This window comes from Candidatus Stoquefichus sp. SB1 (assembly GCF_001244545.1).
Classification (GTDB): domain Bacteria; phylum Bacillota_I; class Bacilli_A; order Erysipelotrichales; family Coprobacillaceae; genus Stoquefichus.
This window is the reverse complement of record NZ_LN852696.1, coordinates 967,703-994,023: the sequence shown is the minus strand read 5'-3', so window position 1 is coordinate 994,023 and position 26,321 is coordinate 967,703. Positions and strand designations below refer to the sequence as shown.

Here is a 26,321-nt window from a genome sequence, read left to right as displayed (position 1 = left end):
TCATGGAATTTATTAAAAAATTTGCTAAGGAAATTAGTGTCTTTGGATTAGTACTTGTCATCTTTTTAGGACTATTTATATATCGTCAAGCGACATTCAAAGACTATAAGACAATTAGTCAGGATAAATTAACACAAATGATTGAAAGTAAAGAGGACTTTGTTGTTGTATTAGGGGATGCTAGCAATACGACTGTTCAAGGTTATCAAAGTATTATGACAAAATATACAACAAAGAATAGATCTACACCTTTCTACTATTTAAATACAGCTGATGTAGATAAATTAGAAGATTATGTTAAAAAAACATTTGAATCTGAAGTTTCTTATCCTGTGACATTTATTATAAAAGAAGGTAAAATGGTAGCAAAAAAAGAAGGCGCAATGCAATATTACTCTCTCTATGATTTTGTAAAAGAGAATTTTAAATAGAATTCCATCATCTTTAAATGATGGTTTTTTTATGCAAAAAAAGAAATGACATTAGCCATTTTCTTTCATCATTTGATAATGTTGGATTAAATAAGGTTGAATATCAGGATAAGTCCAGTGTTTTGGTAATTCATCCATAAGTACAACTTTTGCAATTTCATAATGTAATTGTGATTCTAACTCAAGAATTTCAACATCATATAACATCCCAAAACTCTCTTTCTGATTATCATCGACAACTGAATATTCACATAATGGTTTGATATGATATTGAATAGCTCCTGTTTCTTCATAAAGTTCACGTTTAGCTGCTGTAAGGTTATCTTCACCCTCTTCACGATGACCACCAGGCAACTCAAGTGTCTGACGTGTATGATGCTGACAGAAAACCCATTTTCCCTGATAGTGACATATCATCACAACATATTGAAGATAGTCTCCATGAATAGGTTCATAAAAATTAATTTTCATTTTATTTCTGATAAACTCTTTCAACACGTTCACTTACTAAACATGTAATTTCATAAGGAATGGTATGCAGTTCTTTCGCCATTCTTGAAAGACTCAAATGTTCACCAAAAATTTCTATTAAATCATGGACTTTGATTGTTTCATCAACTCTTATCATCATTTGATCCATACAGATTCTTCCAACAATTGGATAATAATGACCATTTATATAAACTTCACGTCCCTGATTGGCACGAATAAAACCATCAGCATAACCAATTGGCACTGTCGCAATATACTCATCTTGATCAGCAGTATAAGTCAATCCATAACCAATACGTTCACCTTTTGCCACTTTTTTAACCATTGTTACTTTTGTATAAAGCGACATAACTTGTTTTAATTCTTGTGACTCTTCGCCAGCTGGATCCACTCCATACATAGCAATTCCAATTCTAGCAATATTAGATTTTTCATCATTATGATACATCATAGCAGCTGAATTTTGACAATGAATATATTGAAATGAATGATCACCTATAATTTCATAAAACTTCTTTAATTGCTCTTCATAGGCATCATTTTGCAATTCATCATCTGCTGATGCAAAATGTGTAAAAACTCCATCAACTTGAAAAATAGATTTTTGACAAGTATGAAGTACTTCTTCAAATTCACTCTTAGACTTTAACCCAAGTCTATTCATTCCTGTATCTATTTTAAGATGCACTTTCACTGGTTGTAAACCATGAAAAGATTCAATCATTTCTAGCATATAATCTTTTGAATACAATGTTAAACTAATATTATTAGCAATCACTTCATCTAAATCTTCTAGAGGAATAGCACCTAAAACCAAAATATCTTTTTCAACACCAATTCTTCTTAAATCAATAGCTTCCTTTAAAGTTGCAACTCCAAACATAGATATATGTGGATGAGATTTGAGCATCGTTGCCACTTCTTGATAACCATGTCCATATGCATTGGCTTTAATAATCGCCATCATTGGTTTTTGAACCTTTTGATATAATAATTCAACATTATCTTGCAGATAATCTAAACGAATGACTGCATACGTATCACGATAATGTGTCATAATAACACCCCTTTTCATTGTTCTAGTATAGTCTAAAGACCATTTTTTTTCAAGAAAAAATAGGGTCAAGACCCTATTTTACTTGTGATGATTGCATACTTGATAAAACTGCAATCATTTCTTCTTTTGTTAAATCGTTAGAATAGAGTGAACAAACAACACCAGAAGAAACATATGTCATTTGATTATCATCATGAAAAGCAACACCATCAATTAAATCTATCATATCACTGTTTATGGTTTGTACATTCACTTTATCATTTGTTGTTGAAGCACTTTCAATAATTGTAAATGATTTATCGCCCGTAAATTTTAAAATATGATTTGTTGTATTATCAATTTTTGATACTTTTTCATTCTCTAATGTAGATCCCATTAAAGCAACTGGATATAGTGGTAAAGCAGATGTTGTCGTATATTGATTTTTAGTTTCCTTCATAATATTGTCTTGAACAAATGCATCTTTTTTAATATCTTCATTTGCTTTAAAAGATGTCACCGTTAATTTAATAACTTCAGTTCCATCTTGATCATATACAGTTACATAAACTGGCTTTAATTCTTTATCAAATTTCACTTCCTGAGTTTTAACACGCTCATCATTTTCATAAGTCATATCCCCATTGACAACATAGCCATCTTTTACTTTTTCAGGTTTATGATCTTTTAAAAATGATAATAATGATTGATAGATGTATGGCTTTGGAGAGTTATTTGGCCACTCACTTTTAAATTGAAATGCCTGATTTAAAGATGGTGTTAAAACAAAAACTCCATCATCATTTCTAACAATCACCTGTGCTTGATTTAAAGATTTATCATAGAGTTCAACTTTATAATAATCTTTATCATCAATTTTCCCATAAGTTGATGTCACTTGATAAGATTTCAATTCATCATTTTCTAACATTTCCATGTTACAGACGAGTTGATAGCTTTTATATGCATTAGCTTCTTTCATCAACTTGTCTAGTGACGATGATTTAAATTTAAAAAAACAAAATCCTCCAATCAACACAACCACGACACTTACAACAATTGCAATATATTTCTTATTCATCATTATTCCTCCTCGTCATATTTTATGAATAATGTCATGTTTTATGAATAAAGATGCAATGTTTGGTTATACTATCACTAGGAGGAGTAAATTATGAACGTTATACAAAAGATTGCTTTAGTCTTTACAATCATTGGTGCCATTAATTGGGGTTTGATTGGTTTATTCAATTTTAACCTCGTAGAAAGTATTTTTGGGACTTCATTGTTAAGTGCTATTATCTATATGATTGTTGGTATCGCTGGAATCATTAACATTATGTTACTGTTTACAGACTTAGATACAAAATAATGGATATACCAGGTATATCCATTATTTTTTTGGAATAAAATCAACCATTTCTCCAGTCTTTAATAAGACTCTTTTTTTATGTTTCACAAGTGACAACATAGGAATATCAGAATCTGAATCTGAATATCCATAAGAATGATCATAATCTATTTCCATATTTAAAGATTTTAAATAACATTGAATACGATTAATTTTTTCATGATCTTTGCAATTTTTTCCAATAACCTGACAAGAATCAGGTTGGGTTTGTGTCGCAAGCAGACAATCAATAGGTAATTGATTGTATTGCATATATGCTTCCACTGATGCAGTACACAAAATTACAAGGTAGCCTTCCTCTTTCTTTTTATACATTTCTGCAACTACATTTTGATAATATGTAGGCACAATTACTTGATTATAAAAATCAGAAAGTTCTTCATCACTCATATAATTAAGTGGAAACAAAATCGCTGATTTCGCTTTTTCAAATGAAGAAAGATGTAATAAATAAAGACAGTAATAGAATGCGACCTTCAAAAAGTAGAAAAAATGCCATGGATGTTTAGCGAGATCATATTTTAATAAACGTGTTATGGAATTTCCTTTAGCAACCGTATTATCAAAATCAAAGAGTGCAACCTTTTGTGTCATTAGGCAATCTCCAATGCAACTTCCATCATCGCAGTAAATGTTTTTTCACGCTCTTGAGCTGTTGTTTCTTCACTAGTTACGAGTGAATCAGAAACAGTTAATAATGTTAATGCTTTTTTATTTAAATGAGCAGCTGTTGCAAATAAGGCATAAGATTCCATTTCAACTCCTAAGCATCCCATTGACGCCCATTTTTCAGTTGTCCCTTGATCAGCATGATAGAAAATATCAGATGATAAAATATTTCCAACATGATATGTTAATTCTTTTTCTTTAGATTTCATGACTGCATTTTCAAGTAAGTCATATGAACTAATTGCTGAATATGTTCCTGGAAGTTCATACTGATGGGCAAAACGGCTATCAGTACAAGCACCTTGTACAATAATAATATCTCTTAAATGAACATCTTTTTGAAAAGAGCCACAAGATCCAATACGAATAATGGCTTCTACTCCATATTGCTTAAAGAGTTCATAAGAATAAATACCAATAGATGGCTGTCCCATTCCAGAACCCATGATAGAAACTTTCTTACCGTGATATGTACCAGTATACCCTAACATATTTCTAACTGCATTAAACTGTTTGACATCTTCAAGATAAGTTTCAGCTAAAAATTTTGCTCGCAAAGGATCTCCTGGCATTAAAACTGTTTTTGCTATTTCTCCAAATTCTGCTTGATTGTGTGGTGTTGACATAATAAAATTCCTCCTTAATGTTAATGAAATGTCTTTCCTGTTTGAAAATAATATATATCTGTGATATTTGATGGAAGGTCTTTACCAGCAATAGCACTCTTAATCGCATCTATCATCAGTTGACTTTCACCAATATCATATCCAACTTTTGCAAAGTAACCATCTAATACAATGAATGGTACACTTCCTGAATCACCATCAAAATAATAATTTTCTAATAAACTACATGTTTTTGCATAGGCATCTAATGAAGCTTCTTCATCAATGTCCATTTCTATAATTTCCATTGTTTGACCATATTCTGTTTCTAATTGAGGAATCACATGCTTTATAAATGACTGACAAACGGGACATGTTTTCGCATAATAAACATATAAATAATATTGCGGATTCGAATGACAGCCACTAAGTAAAAGAAGTAAAACACATAAAAACTTTTTCATCTATGATTCCTTATATATATAGCGTAGACCGCTCAGTTCATCACTTAATGTCTCATGATTAACAGCACGTTCAATATCATCTGCAAGATACTCTTCATCACCAGCTGTATATCCTAACTTAGCAAAATATCCCTCAACAGCATAAAAAGGACCGTAACCATACTCTGATTGGTCAAAATCTACTAATGAATCAATAATGCCATCATATTTAGGTTTTGTAGCATCTTCATCTATATCATACATTTCAATAGTCAGAGAATTTCCAAATACTTTTTCAAGATATGGGATAGCCTCTTTTTTAAATGCTTTGCATACAGGACATGTTTGTGTATAAAAGAAAGAAAGTGTCACAGGTTGACTTAAAGTTTTGCTAGGTGTTGACTGACAACCCCATAATAAAAATAATGATAATAATAACAAGATTCTTTTCTTCATTGTACTCTCCTTTATCTCTTATATTATAAACTATCTTGATTTGAAAGTATATAAAGCATTGCAATAAAATTCCTCTTCATTATCATAAACGGACTTTATGAAAAGTATATGAATTGTTTGTAAAAATTTATCTAATTTTGTTGCAAAAAAATAATATTAATAATATAATAATATCAAGGAGGATGAGAGAATGAATTTTGAATGGTCTACAAATGATATTGCAACAATGACATTATCAATTTATGAAACGAATTTAACGCTTAATAAAGCAGCTTGTGTTCATTTTGAAGATGTCAATTATGTCTTATTGGGTATTGATAAAACAGCAAGACAAATTGGAATTAAGCCAGTGACAAAACAAGAAATAGATGATAACATCTATCCTGCTAGTCAGCTTCATCGCATTTCTTTGGGAAAAAGCTATGGTCGAATCTCAAACAAGTCATTTGTTTATGACCTGAGTCAAGAATTTGGATTAGATTTTAGTGAAAACCAATGTTATAAGTATAGAGTCACATATGATGTTGTACATTCAATTATGACTGCACAACTATAAGGAGGGAAATCAATGTCAATAACACTTATATGGGCAATTGTTCTGGTGGTTTCAGTGATTGTTGAAGCCATTACAGTTGATCTTGTAAGTATTTGGTTTGGTTTAGGTGCACTCGCTGCATTAATTGGTGAAGCCTGTGGATTGAGCCAAGTCTTACAAGTTGTTATATTTACAATTATTTCAGTTGTATGTATATTTGTATCAAGACCTTTGGCTAAAAAATATTTACGTGGTAATACTATTAAAACAAATTTGGATAGAGTTATTGGTAAACATTGCTTAGTTACTGAAACAATTACAGCTGATAATAAAGGTGAAGTGAAAGTTATGGGAAATTTATGGGCAGCAACAAGTTTAAATAATGAAAGAATTCAAGTTGGTGAATATGCTGAAGTTGTTTCAATTGAAGGTGCACATGTTATAGTCAAAAAATTAAATCAGGGAGATGATAGTGTATGTTAGATTTTATAGTTAATTATTTATGGATAGTGATTTTAGTCATTTTGGCAATTATTATTATTGCAAGAACAATTCGTATTGTTCCTCAATCTTACGCCTATGTTGTAGAAAGAATTGGGGCATATAATCGTACATGTAATGTAGGTTTACACATTATGATTCCTCTTTTAGATAGAATTTCTAATAAGGTCTCATTAAAAGAACAAGTTATGGATTTTGCTCCACAACCTGTGATTACTAAAGACAATGTTACAATGCAAATTGACACAGTTGTCTATTTCCAAATTACTGACCCTAAGTTATTTACTTATGGTGTTGTGAGACCATTAAATGCCATTGAAAACTTAACAGCAACAACATTACGTAATATTATTGGTGATCTTGAATTAGATGAAACATTAACATCTAGAGATATTATTAATTCAAGAATGCGTTCTATTCTTGATGAAGCAACTGATCCTTGGGGTATTAAAATTCATCGTGTTGAAGTGAAGAATATTATTCCTCCACGTGATATTCAAGAAGCCATGGAAAAACAAATGCGTGCAGAACGTGAAAGACGTGAGGCTATTTTGCAGGCTGAAGGTAAGAAAACAGCTGCTATCTTAACAGCTGAAGGTAAAAAAGAATCTATGATTCTAGAAGCCAATGCTGAAAAAGAAGCACAAATTGCTCATGCAACAGGTCAAGCTGAAGCATTAAGATTAGTTTATGAAGCTCAAGCCAAAGGTATTCAGTATATTAATGATGCTAACCCAGATCAATCATACTTAACATTAGAAGGATTTAAAGCATTAGAAAAATTAGCAACTGGTGATGCGACAAAGATTATTATTCCTAGTGATTTACAAGGACTTGCTAGCAGTGTAACTGCTATTGCAGAAATTGTAAAAGATCCAAAGAAAAAAGGATAATAAAATTTCTATTTAGACTGTTGATAAAATACTTTATCAACAGTCCTTTTATTTTTCTATAGATGAAACAAAAAGTGATAAGCCATTTCTAGTATATCACTTTGTCAACAATGAGATGTAAAACACATAATTGACAGATAAAGATGAAGTCGATACAATGGTAAAAAAGATAGGATGTGAAATTATGCATTATGATTGTTTAATTGTTGATGATGAAATTCCTTTAGCACAAAGTACAGCAGAATATTTTAATCTATTTGGTGTCAATTCATCTGCTGTATTTGATGCTGATGCCTGTATAGAATTTTTAAAATTCAATACAGTTGATTTGATATTGCTTGATATTAATTTAGGAGAAACATCTGGTTTTGATCTGTGTCAATCACTTAGAAAACAAACACAGATTCCGATTCTTTTTATCAGTGCAAGACAAAGTGATGATGATATTTTATTAGCACTTCATATTGGTGGAGATGACTATATTCGTAAACCCTATTCACTTAATGTTTTGCTTGCAAAAGTGAAAGTCACATTAAAACGTTATGGAACAAAAAAGATAGATTTTTATGAGTATCAACATCTCTATATTGATTACTCTGCTCAAAAAGTAAGTATTCATGGTCAACCTATTCAATTAAAAAGTTTAGAATATAAACTGCTCTGTTATCTGATTGAAAACAGGAATAAAGTTGTGAGTAAAGAAGATATTTTTAATCATGTATGGGGTGATCATTTCACAAGCGATGGAACTTTAAATGTTCATATTCGTCATTTAAGAGAAAAGATAGAAGAAGCTCCTGATTCACCTACCCTGATTCGTACAGTTTGGGGTATAGGATATTCGTTCAACGAGCAATCATCATGAAAAAGAAAATAACTCTCATTATCATTGCCTTTTTGATATGTCTGCAAGCTCTTCTTCTTTTACAAGTTTTCTCTTCACAAAATATCGAACCTTTAGATAGTGTACTGATTAATGATATTCAACAATCTGCATTACAGCAATGGCAAGCATTATCAGAAACACATTCATTTATAAACCCTGATCAAGACCATATTTTTGATTTGACTATCATTAATAATCAAGAAGATGTTTTGTATACAACTCAAAGAGATCTTTTTATCAATTTACAGCATTCTCTTTCTAAGCAAGATACAATTGTAAATATCCAAAATCACAATCAACTTCTTGGACAACTCATTGTTCATAATCAAACTCCTTCTCTATACTTAGAAAATCAGCAGAAAATAAGTTTTATTATCTGTTTGACAACAATTTTAGAAATCATCTTAGTGATTGGATATTTTTGTTATCTACAACACATTATTTTTCAGCCATTTCAAAAATTGCAGGAATTTGCTTCTCGTGTTGCTCATGGAGATTTAGATATTCCATTAACAATGGATCGACATAATATATTTGGAGCTTTTAGTGAAAGTTTTGACTTGATGCGTGAAGAATTGAAAACAGCACGATTCAATGAACAAATTGCTAATCAAAGCAAAAAAGAATTGGTTGCTAAATTAAGCCATGATATTAAAACACCTGTTGCATCAATTCAAGCCATTTCAGAACTCATGAGTGTCACAACAACAAATGACAAAGAAAAACAACAACTACAAATTATTTATGATAAAGCGAACCAAATTAATCAATTAATCTCAGATTTATTTCATGCTTCCTTAGAAGAATTGCAGGAACTCAGTGTCTCTCCTGTCCTTCATCAAAGTCATGAACTCTCTCAAATGATCAAAAATTCTGATTATCAAAATAAAACCCAAATCCATTCTATTCCTGATTGCTTAGTGGCTTTTGACGCTATTCGTTTACAACAAGTCTTTGATAATATTATAAGCAATTCTTATAAATATGAAGCAACTGAAATTGATATAGGATTTGAATTTGAAAATAACAATTTTATCATAACAATTTCTGATAATGGAATAGGTGTCAAAAAAGATGAACTTCCCCTATTATTTGAAAAATTTTATCGTGGTCACAATAGTTCTAAAAAAAGTGGAGCTGGTTTAGGTCTTTATATTTCACATTATTTTATGCAACAAATGCATGGAGATATAAAAGCTGTAGAAACATCACTTGGTCTCGCTTTGATTTTATCATTACCTTTAACATTATAATTAAGAAACTGTTAAGAATTGGACAAAGACAAATAAGGATTTTCTATGATAAAGTGAATATGTCAACAGACAGAAAGGAAGGTATATAAAAATGAATGAAATTATACTTTCAACTCAAAAGTTATGCAAAACATTCTCTAGTCAAGGAAATCAACAACATGTTTTAAAGAATTTGGATTTAGACATATATAAAGGAGATTTTACTGTTATTATGGGGCCTTCTGGGGCTGGAAAATCAACATTATTATATGCTTTATCGGGAATGGATAAGCCAACACTTGGAACTATCCAATTTTCTGATAAAGTGATTACTGACTTCAACAATGATCAATTAGCGATTTTTAGAAGACAACATTGTGGTTTTGTTTTTCAACAAATTTATTTACTTGATACAATGAGTGTTATGGATAATATCATGGCTGCTGGTTTATTGGTTTCACATGATCGCAAAGATATCAGAAATCGTGCAATCCAATTATTAAAATCAGTTGGCTTACCACAAAATTGCTGGTCTCAGTTTTCAACTCAACTTTCTGGAGGAGAAGCACAACGAGCAGGTATCGTTCGTGCCTTAATCAATCAACCAGAAATTATTTTTGCTGATGAACCAACGGGTCAATTAAATTCAGCTTCTAGTACTGATGTTTTAGATACTTTAACCAAGATGAATCAATTAGGTCAGAGTATCATTATGGTCACTCACGATTTAAAATCAGCACGTCGTGGAAATCGTATTCTCTATTTACAAGATGGAGTCATTCGTGGAGAATGCCATTTAGGAGCATATCAGCATAATGATCAAAAACGTCATGAAACTCTAACTTCTTTTCTTTTTGAGATGGGGTGGTAATCATGACACATATTTGGCTTTTAACACAGTCCTATTTGCGTAAGAATAAAGGACAATCCTTTTCACTTTTATTAATGATTATTCTGGCTGCGATTTTAATGAATTTAGGACTCATGGTTGGTTTCAATTATAATCAATCTTTTGATCAAAGTGCAAAAAAGCACAATAATGCTGATGTCATTATTGCGATTCAAAAAAACAATTCAAAGTATATTGAATCATTTGAACAGAAACTTTATACCGATAAAATGACTTCTCAAATCGAAAAACAATCTATTTTGTATTTAGCTGGTGAATGTCAATATAATCAGGATGAAACAACAAAGCAATTTGCGATCATGAATACAAAATCTCAACATCAGATTGGACAAATCTCTTATGTAGAAAAATCTCAACAATCATATGATAGTCCTATTTATCTACCTTATCTTTTTAAAACAGGTGGAAACTATAAATTAGGTGATGCATTTTCTTTAAAAGTATACTCAAATGAGGGGCAAGAAAAAAAGTTTTCATATCAAGTTGCTGGATTTTATGAAGAAACAATGTTAGCAACTCTTAATTCAACAACAACAGGTCTTATTTTAGAAGATGCTCAATATCAGCAATTATCTGATACATTTCAGCATTCAATCGATGGCAACATGTATCTTGTCAAGCTGACTGATCCTTCATCAGCTGAACTATACACAACGAGACATACCCCTGATGTTAATCGTTCTTCCATGCTTTATGATTGTGTTTTCTATGATACTATAAAAATGGCAAGGACAATTACATCATCAATTGGTTCTCTATTAATTATTGCATTTGCAGTGATATTAGCAAGTATATCAGTCATTGTCATTAAATTTAGAATCGGCAATTCCATTGAAGAAGACATGCATAACATTGGTGCTTTAAAAGCCATTGGTTATACTGGCAAAGATATTGTGAACTCATTTTTACTTCAGTTTCTAACAATGACCATCATTGGTGCAATTTTTGGAATTGCCTGTTCATATGCACTTTTGCCCTTGCTCTCTTATATGTTTGCGATTCAAACAGGAATTATATGGGAACCAGGATTTGATATCCTATCAGCATTATTAACAATCGTTTTACTCTCTTCGTTAACCTTCTTTGTGGCATTTCTTTCATCACAAAAAGCGAGATATCTTCAGCCTATTCAGGCATTACGAAGTGGGTTATCTACACACAGTTTCAAACATAATGTTTTCCCGCTTGATACAACTCATGGGAATTTGCATATTTTGTTGGCTGGAAAAACTTTTATTCAAAGTATCAAACAAAATCTTTTTATTGGCATTATTATTGCTGGAATCAGTTTTGCAGCTTTATTTGCAAGTGTTATGTATGACAATATCTCAGTGAAATTTGATAATTTTTTAGAATATACTGTTGGAGAAATCTGTGATTTACAACTCGTTGTGAAAGATCCTCATTATTTATCACAAGCCAAATCATTGTTAGAAACATTTCCTGAAGTGAGAAAAACAATTGATTATAACTTAGAATATGTAAAGACTGATGAAGGCGCTTCTGTGATCTGTTATGCAACTTTGAATTATGATCAGTATGATAATCAAGATATTGTCTATCAGGGAAGATTTCCAAAACATACCAATGAAGTTGCTATTGGAGGTCTGCTATCACAATCTTTTCATAAGCAAATTGGTGATACAATCACTCTTATTAAAGGTGATAACCAGCAGGATTATTTAATTACAGGTTTCATTCAAGGTTCTAACTTTATGGGACATGATGCAGCAATGACAACTGATGCTTATCAAGCATTATCACCTGGTCATCAGCAATCAACACTCAATGTCTATTTAAATGATGATGTCAATGTTGATGACTTTATTCAAATGATAAAAGAGAAATACTCTGATACATTTTTACATGCTACTAATAACATCAAAGCTATCACTGCCTCAATGGGAACATATCGTGAAATTGTGAGTATGTTAGTGATTGTGATTGCTATAGTGACTGCTATTATTATTGTTTTAACATTGTATCTTGTCATGAAAACTTCACTCACACGTAAGAAAAAACATTTAGGAATTCAAAAAGCATTAGGCTATACAACCTTACAACTTGTTTTACAAAATGCCTTGAGTTTACTGCCAACTTTGTTTATTGGATCTTTATGTGGCTCTATGATTGCTTATTACACAATCAATCCTATCTTAAGTTTATTATTTTCAAGTATTGGCATCATGAAAGTTAATTTTGAAATTCTGCCAATCATATTTATTCTTTTAAACTGTATGATTATTGTCTTTGGATTTATCATTTCCATTTGTGTTGCTTTACGTATTCGTAAAATAACACCTCATTCATTAATAAGTCGTTGATATTTCAAATAGATTAAGCATAAGACCTGCTTTTTCTATTTTTTTATCTGACAATAAGCTATAATAAATGTATAGGAGGAAATATATGATGGAATCAAAGGGAACAAATTTCACAACAACGTTTATATGCATCGCAATGGTCTTAATGAGTATTTCTATTTTAGTAAGTTTAACAAATTATTTTTCAGTTTTTAATATCTTGAGAGCCTTTTGTGGAATCATCATTATTTTTGGATATTATTTATTAACCAAAGAAAAGAAAATTGGTTTTATAGCAATGTGGTTAGGAACAATCCTTTATGCATTGATTTTACAAATATTAGGTCCTGAAGGTGCACTGATTTCTATCTTTATATCATCAGAATTTATTTTAAACATTTTTGTTACATTTGCTGTCATAAATAAACTTAAAAATTATGCATAAAGAAACAACGCCTTATGACGTTGTTTCTTTTTTAAATATAAAACTGACTCCAGTTTCCTGATTGACAGCATCAATCTGATATCCAAACATCGTTGCTATCTTACTGACAATAGATAATCCCAAACCAAATTGACCTTTGACACCTTTGACATAAGGATCAAATAAGAAAGGTAAAGTCTCTTCATCAAGTTTATCACCATCATTATATATTTCTAAATATTTATCTTTCAGTACAATTTTAATCTGTGACTTTGCATATCTGGTTGCATTTTCAATAATATTTTCAATAGCAACACGCCAATGCTCTTCATCACCAACAAAACAAACATCTTCTAATTGCGAAGAAAGTGAAATTTCTGGTTTTAAAGCATCCATTTGACTAACAATTTTTTCTATCAGCTGTTTCATATTAAAAGTTGTTAACTCAATATTTTCACCCTGTAAATAATCTAAACGATTTAAATATAAGAAAGATTTAACTTTATGTTCTAATCGATCAGCATTTTCTAAAATAACATCCATCGAACTATTTTTATCACCATAAGGATAAATATCATCTTTCACGCTTTGACCATATGTCTGTATTAAAGCAATCGGTGTTTTTAGATCATGTGAGATATTATGAATCATTTCTTCTTTAATGCTTTCTTGTTGCTCTAAATCTTCTTTCATTTCAACCAAAGCTTTAGAAACGATTCCTATTTCATCAGCACGATCAATCATTAACTCACTCTTTTTTCTATTTTTAATATCATCAATATAATTTTTTATTTTCTTTAAAGGATTAATTAAAGTTAAAACCCACATAATCATCACAAAAGCGAATATTATAAAGAATCCATATTGAATATAGATAATTTGATTTCTTAATGAAGTAATTAAATCTGTTGAATAATCACTATTTACAATTGATATTAAATAATAAGAAGAATTATCTGCATAACTTGTAATCATATAATAGTATGTCTCATTCATATAAAGACCTTTATTTTTAATCTTATGTATTGATGTATTCTTAACTTTTTCTAAATCGTCCTTAAATAAATCATTATATAATTCATAAACCGCTTGTTTCGGCTTAATATTGGTTGTAATAAAAGCATTAGAACTACTATCATAAACAATATGAAAAGTTGGTTTATCTTGTCCACTATTTGGCATATAGCCATCAAAATAAGCATATTGTGACATACTTAATGTCTCATACATCTGCTGATCAATAATTGAACTTAAATTATAATCAACCAAAGGCATCATCACTGCTACTAATAATAATCCAACAAAACTTAAAACAACAATTAACTGCTGAACAAGTGATAATTTTTTCAAAAAATAGAAACGTGATAATTTATTCTTCATTTTAATCTAAACGATAACCAAACCCATAAATTGTCTTAATATTCAAGTCTGGCATTTTCTTTCTTAAACGTCTTAAAGTATCATCAACAACCCGATCACTACCAAAATAATTCTCATCCCAAACCTTTGATAAAACCTGTTCACGAGAAATAGCAATCCCTTTATTTTTAATAAAATATAATAACAATTCATATTCCTTTGTTGTTAATTCAATCTCTTCATGATCTAACAATACTTTACGTTTCTCTTCATCAATAGCATATCCATCAATATTAATTAAAGCCGGATCATCTTTATATACACGTTTTAAAACATTATGAATTCTTAAAATGACTTCTTTTATATTAAATGGTTTTGTAATGTACTCATCACTACCTTTTTCTAACCCAATAATGCGATCAAATTCTTGGTCTCTTGCACTCATAAAGACAATGGGCATTTCTGGTTTACATGTCTTAATCTCATTCAATAAATCAAAACCACTATTTTTATCCAACATAATATCAACAATCCATAAATGGACATCATCATCTTTATGCAATAAAGCCTCTTCATAAGTATAAAAAGAATAAACAATATATCCTTCTTTTTCTAAATAAGTCCTCACTAAATCATTTAAATTTTTTTCATCATCAATAATATTAATACGATACTTCACTTTTATCACCTCTCATTCACTATATACAAAAGATTGCCATATAATATGGCAATAATTTGTGATAATATGTGAAATTACATTATTTTTCTACTGCATAACCTTTTTCTTTAATAACATTCACAACCTTTAAAACATATTCATGACAAATTTCATCACTTTGTGCTTCTACCATCACTCTGACAACTGGTTCTGTTCCACTTTCACGAACCAAAATTCTACCTTCGTCACCTAATAATTCTTCTACTTCCTTAACTGCTTTTTGAACATCAGGATCTTCTTGAGCTTGCTTTTTATCAGTCACACGCACATTAATTAATAATTGTGGATAAATTTCAACAGCTTCTGTTAATTGAGCCAATGTTCTTTTATTTTCAACCATTGTTTCCATTACTTTTAATGAAGTTAAAATACCATCACCTGTTGTTGCATGTTTAGAAAAGATAATATGTCCTGATTGTTCTCCACCAATACAATGACCATTTTGAACCATGTTCTCATAAACATATTTATCTCCAACAGCTGTTTTTTCATATTTAATTCCAACTTTATCAAGTGACTTATATAAACCAAAGTTACTCATAATTGTTGTCACAATTGTATCATTGACAAGTTCACCTTTTTGTTTCATTTCTAAACCACAAACATAAAGAATTAAATCACCATTAACAACACGTCCAAATTCATCTACAGCAATACATCTATCAGCATCACCATCATAGGCAAATCCAACATCTAAACCATTATCAACAACATATTTTTGTAAAACTTCAATATGTGTTGAACCACAATTGGTATTAATATTTGTTCCATCAGGCTGATTATTAATTACATATGTTTGAGCCCCTAAAGCATCAAAAACACTCTTGGCAATAGCACTTGATGAACCATTTGCACAATCCAAACCAACTTTTAAATCTTTAAAAGCACGTGTTGGAATACTCATTAAATAACCAATATATCGATTTCTACCCATTGAATAATCAATAGTTCTTCCGATATTATCCTTAGTCGCATAAGGAATAGCATCAGTTAAACCATCAATATATTGTTCAATTAAATTTTCAACTGTTGCTTCTAATTTATGTCCTTTTCCATTGATAATCTTAATCCCATTATCATAATAAGGATTATGTGAAGCTGAAATCATAATCCCACAATCAAATTCTTCACTTCTAACAACATAAGAAACTGAAGGTGTTGTTGTGACATGCAATAAATAAACATCTGCACCACTTGCTGTTAATCCAGCCACAAGTGCATATTCAAACATGTATGAACTTCTTCTTGTATCCTTTCCAATTACTATTCTAGCTTTATGATGACGAGAATAATACCATCCTAAATATCTCCCCACTTCAAAAGCATGTTCAACAGTCAAATCAACATTCGCTTCTCCTCTAAAACCATCTGTTCCAAAATATTTACCCATTTTTCTAATTCCTTTCAATATTTATTGTAACTCTTGATGATGATAATAACTCAATCTTTAATTTCTCATCATCGACAGCAACTTTCACATCTACTTTTCTAGTTCCCACCTTCAAAGTATCAACATCAATTGTTGCTTGTATATTGTCAGCTGTCAAAGTTGCTATTTTTGCTTCTGTTCCTGTTACTGAAACAGTTGCATAACCACCTTCACCAGCGAATGACACACGGTAATTCTTTTCATTGTTTAAAACCTTAATCGGTATTTTTTCAAACTTCTTCGTAATCACTTTATCAACTTCAACAGTGACATCAATATCTTTGGTTGAAAATTTATTAATTCCATTTTCTCTTTTTAAAGAAGCATTGATTGTTGATGTGGTTTTCAAATCACTAACATCAACATTAACACTCACTACTGAAATATCCTTAATTTTTTCTTCAACACCATATATAGTCACTTCACTTTGTGAAAGTGAATAATTAGCAATCTGATATCCAGTTGGCAAATCTCCAACAAATTGTGCCTTGACAGGAACAACTTTACTATACGATGAAACATTACACTGAACATGAACTTTCTTTGCTGATATTTCAATGTTCAATTCTTTATCATTACTATCATATGCTTTAATATCTGCATTTTGCTCAAAAGCTTCAGTTTTATCTGCAACATCAATACAAGCTACGACTTTTTCAACACGTGATAAAGTTTCCTCACTTGCACGTAAAGTCACACTTTGTAAATCAATTTGTTCAACACTGACAGAATATTCATTATCAAGTTGATCTTCATTGATAAAACGATAACCTAAATCAAATTCCTGACTGACCTTTGGTAATAATTTGACTTTAACAGATCCAGGTACCAGCATAACATCCAATGTATCTGGAAAATTACGTGACTTCAAGTTCAAAGTATATTCACCTGCTGTCAAATCTTTTAAATCCAAATAAACTTCATAATCTTTTATAAAATTCGTTTTATAAATATCCAAAGAAGGTCCAATCAAGCCAATATTGACTTTATCTGGCACACCACTTACTTCTAAAGAATCATCTAACCCTTCAATATTGACAGGAACATTTTCTAGTTTTGATCCAGAAGTTGGACTCGTAATAATATCTTTACCAGAAATACTATAAAAAAGAATTCCTGCTATCATAAAAGAAAGAACCATAATGCTAGCCTTACTTGATAAAATACGATCCAATGTCTTATTAATATAATTATAGAAGCGTCCAACAGTATCAATTGTTTTTGTTTTTGTACTTGTTAAATTATCCTTTGTAACAGTTTCTTTAGTTGTTTTCTCTTTTTCTTTTTGAACAACTTTTAAAAAGAATTCTGTTGTTGAATCATGGATATCTTTTTTGTCTTTTTGATGTCTAGGACTCATGGATTTGACCTCCTTCATCACTAGATTTAAACCAGCTTAATTCATTAACGAGTGAAGCTCTTAACTCTTTTGTTGGTACTTTCTTTAATTCACCATTCATAGCAAAAGAGATAGTTCCTGTCTCTTCACTTACAACAACTGTCAATGAATCAGTTATTTCACTAATCCCAATTGCTGCACGATGACGTGCACCATATTTTGGACTTAATTCTTTATTTGTAGGCGGATAAAAGGCTGCCGCACATGCTACACGATCACCTTGAATAATTGTTGCTCCATCATGTAAAGGTGTTCCTTCCCAAAAAATTGTTAAAAACAATTCACTTTTAATATCAGCATCAATTTTTGTTCCAGTATTAATATAATCCATTAATGACTGTGTTCTTTCAAATGTAATTAAGGCTCCTGTCTGTTCTTTTGATAAGGTTGTAATTGCATTAACCAGTTCATCCATCAGACGTTCTTTTTCATCATTACTGATTTCCTTTTTCATTGTCATTTTGGTTTGACCCATTTTTTCTAATAGTGTTCTAATCTCTGGCTGAAAAATAATAATCATAGCTAAAACACCCCAATTAATGATACTATCAACAAGATATTGTAATGTTGTTAACCCTAATGCTGTTGTTACTAACTTTACAATTAAAATAAACAAAACACCTTTAAAAAGCTGCATTGTTTTCATATTCGTCTTAAACATTGAAATAACATAATATAAAATAAACCATACAATAATCAAATCAATTGAAGATCTTAGAAAATTAATCACAACACTCCAACTTAAACTCACGCTTTATCACCCACATTTCTTTTATATTATAACAGTTTTACAATAAAAATAAAACGTTAGTCTTTTCATTTCCTGAAAAAGTCAATTCTGTCCTTTTTAACAACAAAAAATGCCAACAGTTTTTCTGTTGACATCCTTTTGACTATAAATTTGTAAATCCCATCAAAGCCAGATCAATTTGTTTGGCCACTTCACGTCCTTCACGAATAGCCCATACAACAAGCGATTGTCCTCTTCGCATATCACCAGCCACATAGACTTTCTTTTGATTCGTTTGGTATGTGTTATCAACTGTAGCAACATTTTGGCGTTTGGTTAAAGAAACATCAAATGCCTCAGCAACAGATGATTCACAGCCTATAAATCCAGCTGCAATAAAAACCAAATCAACGTCTATGATTTCTTCACTTCCAGCAATGGGTTCCATAACAAGATGTCCCTGTTTTACTGTTTCTTTAAGTGAAATTAAGACTGCCTTTATTACTTGACCCTGATCATCTTGAATAAATTCTTTGACTGTTGTTTGATAAAGACGAGGATCTTTCTTAAACACAGCAAGACTTTCTTCTTGACCATAATCCGTTTTCTTAACTCGTGGCCACTCTGGCCATGGATTATTATCTCCTCTTTGTAATGGTGGCTCTTTCATCATTTCTAATTGGATAACTTGATGGCATCCTTGACGAATAGCTGTTCCAACACAATCATTACCAGTATCTCCACCACCAATCACAAGAACATTTTTTCCCTTAGCATTCACACATAAACCATCTTTAAAATCACTATTGAGTAGTGATTTTGTAACTTGCGTTAAATAATCAACTGCAAATATAACATTTGATGCCATTCTTCCAGGCACTTCTATATCACGTGGTGAACGTGCTCCACAAGCCAAAATGACTGCATCATATGTTTCAATAAGTGTTTGTGCCTGTTGTTTGTTTTCAATTCCATGGTTGGGATAAAAAGTCACACCTTCTAACTCCATTTTCTTGACTCTTCTTTCCACAATATCTTTAGCAATCTTCATCTGTGGAATACCATACATTAAAAGTCCTCCAATACGATCATCACGTTCATATACATCAACATCATAACCACGCTGATTCAATTGATCCGCAGCTGCCAATCCTGCTGGTCCACTTCCAACAATTGCTATTTTTTTATCAATTCGAACTTCAGGTATACAACTTTCCATTAAACCATGTTCAAAAGCATCTTCAATAATCGCAAATTCATTATCTTTAATAGTAACAGCTTCACCATGTAATGAACATGTACATGCTTTCTCACAAGGGGCTGGACAAACTCTTGATGTGAATTCAGGAAAATTATTTGTTTTTAATAATCTTTTTAATGCTTCATCATAATGCCCCTGATAGATGCAATCATTCCATTCAGGGATTAAGTTATTGAGTGGACAACCAGAAACCATCCCTTTTATTTCTTGTCCATATTGGCAAAATGGAATACCACAATCCATACATCTTGCTGCTTGTTTAACTTGTTCTTTTTTGGATAAAGGTATATGAAATTCCTGAAAGTTCATAATTCTTTCAAGCGGGTCAATTGTTTGAGCACTTTGTCTTGTTAATTCTAAAAATCCATTTCTTTTCCCCATAATCTTTTATCCTTCCTTCTTTGCATAAAATGCTTTGATTTGTGCTTCTTCTTGAGTTAATCCTTGTTTTTCATAAGTTGTCATTAACTGAATCATTTTTTCATAATCAGATGGAATAATCTTTTTAAACTGTTGTATTGTGATTTCAAAATGCTCAAGAATATCTTTAGCTTTTTGAGAAGCTGTATAAGCATAATGATTTTCAAGTAAAGTTTTTAATTCTTGTTGATCATGAGATGAATGCACTTGAGTATACTTAACTAAATCTGTATTCAATCTTTGATATAAACTATTTTGTGGATCATATACATAAGCAATTCCACCGCTCATTCCTGCGGCTAGATTACGTCCTGTTTCACCAATAATCACCACAATACCACCTGTCATATATTCCAATCCATGATCCCCAACACCCTCTACAACTGCTGTTGCACCTGAATTACGAACAGCAAATCTCTCACCTGCCACACCATTAATATAAGCCTCACCTGAAGTTGCTCCATATAATGCAACATTTCCGATAATAATATTTTCAGATGCGTCAAAAGATGAATCCGATGGGGTTTTAACAATTAGTTTTCCACCTGATAAGCCTTTCCCAAAATAATCATTAGAATCACCCGTTAAATGAAGTGTCAATCCTGAAGGAATAAAGGCACCAAAGCTTTGACCTCCTGATCCAAAACAATCAACAGTATAAGTATCTGCTTGAACATGATGACCTAATTTTTGAGTTATATATGATCCTAAGATTGTTCCAAATGATCGATCTAAATTATTAATATGAATTTTCATTGAAGCAGGAATACCTTGTTCAATTGGTACTTGAAAATGTTTTAATAAATGTGTTGTATCTTTGACTTTCTCTAATCCAAATGTATAAGTTCTATGAGTAGAAGATGATGTCTGTTTAGATTCTTGATATGGATAATAACACAATGCTGATAAATCAATGTTTTTCATATTTTGATTGTTAAACGTTAATAAATCACTACGTCCAACCATTTCATCAATTGTTCTGAATCCTAATTCAGCCATATATTCTCTTAGTTCTTGGGCAATAAATCTCATAAAATGAACAATATACTCTGGCTTACCAGAAAATCTTTTTCTTAAAACTGGATTTTGCGTTGCAATGCCAACGGGACATGTATCTAAATGACATACGCGCATCATAACACATCCCATCGTCACTAATGGAGCTGTCGCAAAGCCATATTCCTCAGCCCCAAGCAAAGTTGCAATAGCCAAATCTCTACCACTCATTAACTTTCCATCTGTTTCCAAAACAACTTGATGTCTTAAGCCATTTTTTAAAAGAGTTTGATGAGCCTCAGCCAATCCAAGTTCCCATGGTAATCCGGCATTATAAACCGAATTTTTAGGCGCTGCACCAGTTCCACCATCATATCCAGATATCAAAATGACTTCTGCCCCTGCTTTAGCAACACCAGCAGCAATTGTTCCAACGCCAGCTTCGGATACTAATTTTACAGAAATACGTGCTTGTTGATTGACATTTTTTAAATCATAAATCAATTGTGCCAAATCTTCAATGGAATAAATATCATGATGAGGTGGTGGTGAAATTAAACCTACACCCGGTGTAGAATGTCTTGTTTTAGCAATCCAAGGATAGACTTTACCAGCTGGTAACTGTCCTCCTTCCCCAGGTTTCGCTCCTTGCGCCATTTTGATTTGAATTTCTTTTGCTGAACATAAATATTCATTCGTCACACCAAAACGTCCTGAAGCAACCTGTTTAATAGCCGAACATCTATTAGCACCTGATGAATCAGGTGTAAATCTCGCAGGATCTTCACCACCTTCACCACTGTTGCTTTTCCCTTTGAGCATATTCATAGCAATAGCCATTGTTTCATGAGCTTCTTGAGAAATAGAACCATATGACATTGCTCCTGTTTTAAAGCGTTGAACAATTTTATCAACACTTTCTACTTCTTCAAGTGGAACTTTCTTTTCTTGAGGAACAAAATCCAACATTCCTCTTAAATGAATATGTTTTGATTCTTCATCAATACATCGACTATACTCCTTAAACAACTGATAATCCCCAATGCGCGTTGCTTGTTGCAGTAAATGAATTGTTTGCGGATTATAAAGATGATCTTCCTTGCCACTTCTTTCTTTATGACGTCCCTGACTATCCAAAATCATATCAGTATTTAATCCCAATGGATCAAATGCCTGACGATGACGTTCATCAACATCATCTTGAATATCTTTTAATGAAATCCCACCAATTCGACTGACTGTATGTGGAAAATACTTATTAATAACATCCTGATGAATACCAATGGCTTCAAAATTTTGTGAACCACGGTAAGAATGAATTGTTGAAATCCCCATTTTTGAAGCAATTTTCACAATCCCATGTAGAATTGCATCATTATAATCTTGAACAGCAGCATAATAATCTTTTTCTAATAATCCTCTTTGAATCGCATCATAAAGAATATCCTGAACCAGATAGCCATTAATAGCACTTGCTCCATAACCAAGTAAAGTAGCAAAATGATGTACTTCACGAGGTTCACCACTTTCCACGATCAATGCAACTTTCATGCGTTTCTTGGTCTTGACCAAATAATGGTTAAGTGCGCCGGTTGCTAGTAATGATGGAATTGCAACATGATTGTCATCAACGCCTCGATCACTTAAAATAAAAATATTAGCTCCCTGATAATAAGCTTTATCTGCTTCAATAAATAAACGTTCAATAGCCTGTTCTAATGATGTATTTTTATAGTAAAGCATAGAAAGTGTCGCTGAATGAAAGCCATTATGATGAAGTGATTTTAATTTTAAAATATCTGTATTTGATAAAATTGGATTTTGAATCTGTAAAAGATGACAGTTTTCAGGAACATCTTTTAAAATATTTCCATCTGTACCAATATATAATGATGTTGATGTGACAATATCTTCTCTAATGGCATCAATTGGTGGATTGGTTACTTGTGCAAATAATTGTTTAAAATAATGAAATAATGGCTGATGGTGTTTTGATAAAACCGCCAAAGGCGAATCATCGCCCATTGCTATAACAGGTTCTATCCCATGAATTGCAGTTGGAATAATATAATCCTTAATGTCTTCATACCCATAACCATAGGCTTTTTGTAATCTTATCAATTCTTTCCCTTGGGACTGAGGCACTTTTTGATTAGGAATTTTTATATCTTTTAAATGCATGAGATGACTATCCAGCCATTCTCCATAGGGTTGACTTGAAGCATAAGCTTCTTTTAAATCTTCATCTTTGATGAGTTGACCCTTATTTGTATCCACCAATAACATCTTTCCTGGCTTTAAACGCTCCTTAACAACAATATCCTCCTCAGGAATATCTAATACACCAACTTCTGAAGATAAAATCAGATAATTGTCTTTTGTTATATAATAACGTGATGGTCGCAATCCATTACGATCTAAAACTGCTCCCATTAATTCTCCATCGCTAAAAAGGATTGACGCCGGACCATCCCATGGCTCCATCATTGTCGCATTATATGCATAAAAATCTTTTTTAAGTTTAGACATACTTGCATCTTTTTCCCACGGTTCTGGTATACACATCATGACTGCACGAGGCAAATCCACCCCTGCCATCACCAAAAATTCAAGTGTATTATCTAACATGGCAGAATCAGAGCCATTGACATTAACGACAGGATAAACTTTACTTGTATCTAAAACATCCGTTTGCATAATTTCTTCACGACAAAGCATATTATTTGCATTCCCTCGAATGGTGTTGATTTCTCCATTATGCACAATCATACGATTTGGATGAGCACGTTGCCATGAAGGCATTGTATTTGTTGAAAAACGTGAATGGACCAATGCAATTGCACTTTTATAATCATGATCTTGTAAATCACAAAAGAACTGACGCAATTGGCCAACCAAAAACATCCCCTTATAAACAATTGTTCGAGAAGATAAAGAACATATATATGTATCTTCATAACTTTGTTCAAAGATTCTTCGCACAATATACAATTGTCGATCAAATGCCAAACCACTTTCTATATGTGCTGGTTTTGCGATAAAGCCTTGCATAATATAGGGCATCGCAACAAGTGCCTGACTTCCTAATACATCTGCCATAATAGGAACTTCACGCCACCCTAAAAAATCCATTCCTTCTTTTTTGACAATTGATTCAAACATTCTTTTTGCTTGATTACATTCAAATTGATTCTGTGGAAAAAAGAACATTCCCACACCATAACATCCTGCTTTAGGCAAAGAAAAATCATGGATATTTTTTTTAAAAAAAGCATGTGGAATTTGTGTTAAAATACCAACGCCATCCCCAGTTTCACCTTTTGCATCCTTACCAGCACGATGTTCAAGCTGTTCAACGATTTTAAGTGCATTGGAAACTGTAAGATGTGTTCTTTCTCCATCAATATTAACAACGGCACCAATTCCACAATTATCATGTTCAAATGCAGGATTATATAGGCTTTTTTGATTATTTTCTTCTTGTTTCATGCATTTATCCCCCTTTTAATGGTTCCTATCATACTATATTTTGTTTATATTGTAAAGTATTTAGTTTATATTTATACATTTCCTAAATTTATAATAAATTTTTTTTCATTATTTTCCAGCAATATTCTTTAAAACCGTTGATACGTATAGGTTTTGCATTTTTTATCAACAAAAACATTTTATTTCAAAGAGATATTTTTTTATTATTTTAATAAATTTTATTAAATATAATGAATTAAATAGGAAAAATAATGTAAATACCTTTGCAAAAACATAAAAAAGTTGTAAGATATGTATGTTAATAGGAGGATATATATGGGAAAAACAATTTTAGTCGAAACTTCTGCAAGACATGTTCATTTGTCTCAAGCAGATTTAGAAACATTATTTGGTGAAGGTTATACATTAACAAACAAGAAAGACCTTTCTCAACCAGGGCAATTTGCCTGTGCAGAAAAAGTTACAGTTGTCGGACCAAAAGGTGAAACAAAAATGTCTATCTTAGGACCTACACGTAATGCTACTCAAGTTGAAGTGTCTTTAACAGATGCAAGATCATTAGGAATTAAAGCATTAGTTAGAGAATCTGGTGACATTGAAGGAACTGAAGGATGCCAATTAATAGGACCTGCTGGTAAGGTTGAAATTCCTTGTGGTGTCATTGCTGCAAAACGTCATATTCATATGACACCTGCAGATGCTGCTGAATTTGGTGTAGCGGATAAAGATGTTGTCAGTGTTGAAGTAAAAACTGATGGTAGATCATTAACATTTGGTGATGTTGTTTGCCGTGTCAGTGATAGTTATGCTTTAGCAATGCATATTGATACAGATGAATCAAATGCTGCTGGTGCTCCATGTGAAGGTACAATCATTAAATAATGTACAAAACTTATAAGCGAAAACTTATAAGTTTTTTATTTTTTTTGAAAGTTTTTCTGTTAGGTAATCGTATTATTAGTGATAAGGAGGATTTCATATGAGAAAAATAAAATATCTTTTTATATGTAGTTTTGTTATAATGGGGCTACTAGCTATTATGCAGCTGCAAAATGTTGCTGCCTATCCAGCTAATCAGGAACCTACAACTAATGCAATATCTATGAGCACAGTTCAATCTAATTGCATTGGCCAGCAAGGCTATGCCAACAATGAGGCATCTCAAACACAATGTATTTTAGGACATACAAACTGTCATGAACAGCATTTCAATGAGAATAAGAAAGATGAACACCATGGTCAATCAACACATCATGAGAATCATCATTCTCATACTCAACATCACTAATACAA

26 protein-coding genes are annotated in these 26,321 nt (G+C 31.6%); 12 read left to right on the top strand and 14 right to left on the bottom strand.

The genetic code is table 11. The features are described 5' to 3' along the window. The first annotated feature begins 2 nt into the window (after window positions 1–2). Entirely contained in the window at window positions 3–431 is a 429-nt protein-coding gene (locus BN1865_RS17495) for a hypothetical protein (protein WP_050638529.1), read from the top strand. 51 nt (window positions 432–482) lie between these two features. On the opposite strand, the gene BN1865_RS17490 is transcribed toward BN1865_RS17495, so the two are convergent. The 3 genes from BN1865_RS17490 to BN1865_RS17480 all read right to left on the bottom strand — a co-directional run bounded on the left by BN1865_RS17490 (window position 483) and on the right by BN1865_RS17480 (window position 3,040). Then, window positions 483–902: an NUDIX hydrolase gene (locus BN1865_RS17490; protein ID WP_050638631.1), complete on the bottom strand. Its 420-nt coding sequence runs from the start codon at window positions 900–902 to the stop codon at window positions 483–485. Between the two features lies 1 nt (window position 903). Further along, window positions 904–1,980 carry an alanine racemase gene (gene alr / locus BN1865_RS17485; RefSeq protein WP_050638528.1) on the bottom strand — a complete coding sequence of 359 codons (1,077 nt, stop codon included), beginning with the start codon at window positions 1,978–1,980 and terminating at the stop codon, window positions 904–906. Between the two features lie 73 nt (window positions 1,981–2,053). Then, a complete protein-coding gene (locus tag BN1865_RS17480; RefSeq protein ID WP_050638527.1) occupies window positions 2,054–3,040 on the bottom strand; it encodes a LolA family protein in 987 nt (328 codons plus the stop codon). A gap of 93 nt (window positions 3,041–3,133) precedes the next feature. Here BN1865_RS17480 and BN1865_RS17475 point away from each other — a divergent pair, with 93 nt between their 5' ends. Beyond that, window positions 3,134–3,331 (top strand): DUF378 domain-containing protein, encoded by a 198-nt coding sequence (locus BN1865_RS17475; RefSeq protein WP_050638526.1) that lies wholly within the window; start codon window positions 3,134–3,136, stop codon window positions 3,329–3,331. A gap of 21 nt (window positions 3,332–3,352) precedes the next feature. Here BN1865_RS17475 and BN1865_RS17470 read toward each other — a convergent pair whose 3' ends face one another. Genes BN1865_RS17470 through BN1865_RS17455 form a run of 4 tightly spaced genes read right to left on the bottom strand, consistent with a single transcriptional unit; the run spans window position 3,353 to window position 5,543 of the window. Then, window positions 3,353–3,964 carry an HAD family hydrolase gene (locus tag BN1865_RS17470; RefSeq protein ID WP_050638525.1) on the bottom strand — a complete coding sequence of 204 codons (612 nt, stop codon included), beginning with the start codon at window positions 3,962–3,964 and terminating at the stop codon, window positions 3,353–3,355. After that, window positions 3,964–4,665 (bottom strand): purine-nucleoside phosphorylase, encoded by a 702-nt coding sequence (gene deoD, locus BN1865_RS17465; protein WP_050638524.1) that lies wholly within the window; start codon window positions 4,663–4,665, stop codon window positions 3,964–3,966. The genes BN1865_RS17470 and deoD overlap by 1 nt, the downstream gene beginning before the upstream one ends. 20 nt (window positions 4,666–4,685) lie before the next feature. Then, window positions 4,686–5,108, bottom strand: a complete 423-nt coding sequence (locus BN1865_RS17460; RefSeq protein WP_050638523.1) for a YbbN family protein — start codon at window positions 5,106–5,108, stop codon at window positions 4,686–4,688. After that, window positions 5,109–5,543 (bottom strand): hypothetical protein, encoded by a 435-nt coding sequence (locus BN1865_RS17455; RefSeq protein WP_050638522.1) that lies wholly within the window; start codon window positions 5,541–5,543, stop codon window positions 5,109–5,111. A 190-nt stretch (window positions 5,544–5,733) separates the two neighbouring features. On the opposite strand from BN1865_RS17455, the gene BN1865_RS17450 reads away from it, so the two are divergent. The 8 genes from BN1865_RS17450 to BN1865_RS17415 all read left to right on the top strand — a co-directional run bounded on the left by BN1865_RS17450 (window position 5,734) and on the right by BN1865_RS17415 (window position 13,248). Beyond that, window positions 5,734–6,099 carry a hypothetical protein gene (locus BN1865_RS17450; RefSeq protein WP_050638521.1) on the top strand — a complete coding sequence of 122 codons (366 nt, stop codon included), beginning with the start codon at window positions 5,734–5,736 and terminating at the stop codon, window positions 6,097–6,099. A gap of 12 nt (window positions 6,100–6,111) precedes the next feature. Continuing rightward, window positions 6,112–6,561 carry an NfeD family protein gene (locus BN1865_RS17445; protein WP_050638520.1) on the top strand — a complete coding sequence of 150 codons (450 nt, stop codon included), beginning with the start codon at window positions 6,112–6,114 and terminating at the stop codon, window positions 6,559–6,561. Beyond that, window positions 6,555–7,472, top strand: a complete 918-nt coding sequence (locus BN1865_RS17440; protein WP_050638519.1) for an SPFH domain-containing protein — start codon at window positions 6,555–6,557, stop codon at window positions 7,470–7,472. The genes BN1865_RS17445 and BN1865_RS17440 overlap by 7 nt, the downstream gene beginning before the upstream one ends. 157 nt (window positions 7,473–7,629) lie before the next feature. Continuing rightward, entirely contained in the window at window positions 7,630–8,337 is a 708-nt protein-coding gene (locus BN1865_RS17435; RefSeq protein ID WP_232780437.1) for a response regulator transcription factor, read from the top strand. Further along, the gene (locus BN1865_RS17430) at window positions 8,334–9,611 is read left to right on the top strand and encodes a HAMP domain-containing sensor histidine kinase (RefSeq protein ID WP_050638517.1); all 1,278 of its coding nucleotides are present in this window, start codon (window positions 8,334–8,336) and stop codon (window positions 9,609–9,611) included. The genes BN1865_RS17435 and BN1865_RS17430 overlap by 4 nt, the downstream gene beginning before the upstream one ends. 91 nt (window positions 9,612–9,702) lie before the next feature. Further along, window positions 9,703–10,461, top strand: coding sequence for an ABC transporter ATP-binding protein (locus tag BN1865_RS17425; protein WP_050638516.1), 759 nt, complete (start codon window positions 9,703–9,705; stop codon window positions 10,459–10,461). A gap of 2 nt (window positions 10,462–10,463) precedes the next feature. Next, window positions 10,464–12,824 (top strand): ABC transporter permease, encoded by a 2,361-nt coding sequence (locus tag BN1865_RS17420; protein WP_050638515.1) that lies wholly within the window; start codon window positions 10,464–10,466, stop codon window positions 12,822–12,824. Window positions 12,825–12,909: 85 nt separating this feature from the next. Continuing rightward, window positions 12,910–13,248: a hypothetical protein gene (locus BN1865_RS17415; protein WP_232780436.1), complete on the top strand. Its 339-nt coding sequence runs from the start codon at window positions 12,910–12,912 to the stop codon at window positions 13,246–13,248. A 12-nt stretch (window positions 13,249–13,260) separates the two neighbouring features. On the opposite strand, the gene BN1865_RS17410 is transcribed toward BN1865_RS17415, so the two are convergent. From BN1865_RS17410 to gltB, 7 genes are all read right to left on the bottom strand, one after another. Continuing rightward, window positions 13,261–14,607: a sensor histidine kinase gene (locus BN1865_RS17410; protein WP_050638514.1), complete on the bottom strand. Its 1,347-nt coding sequence runs from the start codon at window positions 14,605–14,607 to the stop codon at window positions 13,261–13,263. 1 nt (window position 14,608) lies between these two features. Beyond that, entirely contained in the window at window positions 14,609–15,265 is a 657-nt protein-coding gene (locus BN1865_RS17405) for a response regulator transcription factor (RefSeq protein WP_050638513.1), read from the bottom strand. A 79-nt stretch (window positions 15,266–15,344) separates the two neighbouring features. Beyond that, a complete protein-coding gene (gene glmM, locus BN1865_RS17400) occupies window positions 15,345–16,694 on the bottom strand; it encodes a phosphoglucosamine mutase (RefSeq protein ID WP_050638512.1) in 1,350 nt (449 codons plus the stop codon). A gap of 4 nt (window positions 16,695–16,698) precedes the next feature. Beyond that, a complete protein-coding gene (locus BN1865_RS17395; RefSeq protein WP_050638511.1) occupies window positions 16,699–18,093 on the bottom strand; it encodes a CdaR family protein in 1,395 nt (464 codons plus the stop codon). Further along, window positions 18,083–18,883: a diadenylate cyclase CdaA gene (gene cdaA / locus BN1865_RS17390; RefSeq protein WP_050638510.1), complete on the bottom strand. Its 801-nt coding sequence runs from the start codon at window positions 18,881–18,883 to the stop codon at window positions 18,083–18,085. The genes BN1865_RS17395 and cdaA overlap by 11 nt, the downstream gene beginning before the upstream one ends. A 142-nt stretch (window positions 18,884–19,025) precedes the next feature. Next, entirely contained in the window at window positions 19,026–20,504 is a 1,479-nt protein-coding gene (locus tag BN1865_RS17385) for a glutamate synthase subunit beta (protein ID WP_050638509.1), read from the bottom strand. Between the two features lie 6 nt (window positions 20,505–20,510). Further along, complete coding sequence (gene gltB, locus BN1865_RS17380; protein ID WP_050638508.1) at window positions 20,511–25,028, bottom strand: glutamate synthase large subunit; 4,518 nt, start codon at window positions 25,026–25,028, stop codon at window positions 20,511–20,513. Window positions 25,029–25,343: 315 nt separating this feature from the next. On the opposite strand from gltB, the gene BN1865_RS17375 reads away from it, so the two are divergent. Then, window positions 25,344–25,910 (top strand): PduL/EutD family phosphate acyltransferase, encoded by a 567-nt coding sequence (locus tag BN1865_RS17375; protein ID WP_050638507.1) that lies wholly within the window; start codon window positions 25,344–25,346, stop codon window positions 25,908–25,910. A 97-nt stretch (window positions 25,911–26,007) separates the two neighbouring features. Beyond that, a complete protein-coding gene (locus BN1865_RS17370; protein ID WP_050638506.1) occupies window positions 26,008–26,316 on the top strand; it encodes a hypothetical protein in 309 nt (102 codons plus the stop codon). Window positions 26,317–26,321 lie beyond the last annotated feature (5 nt).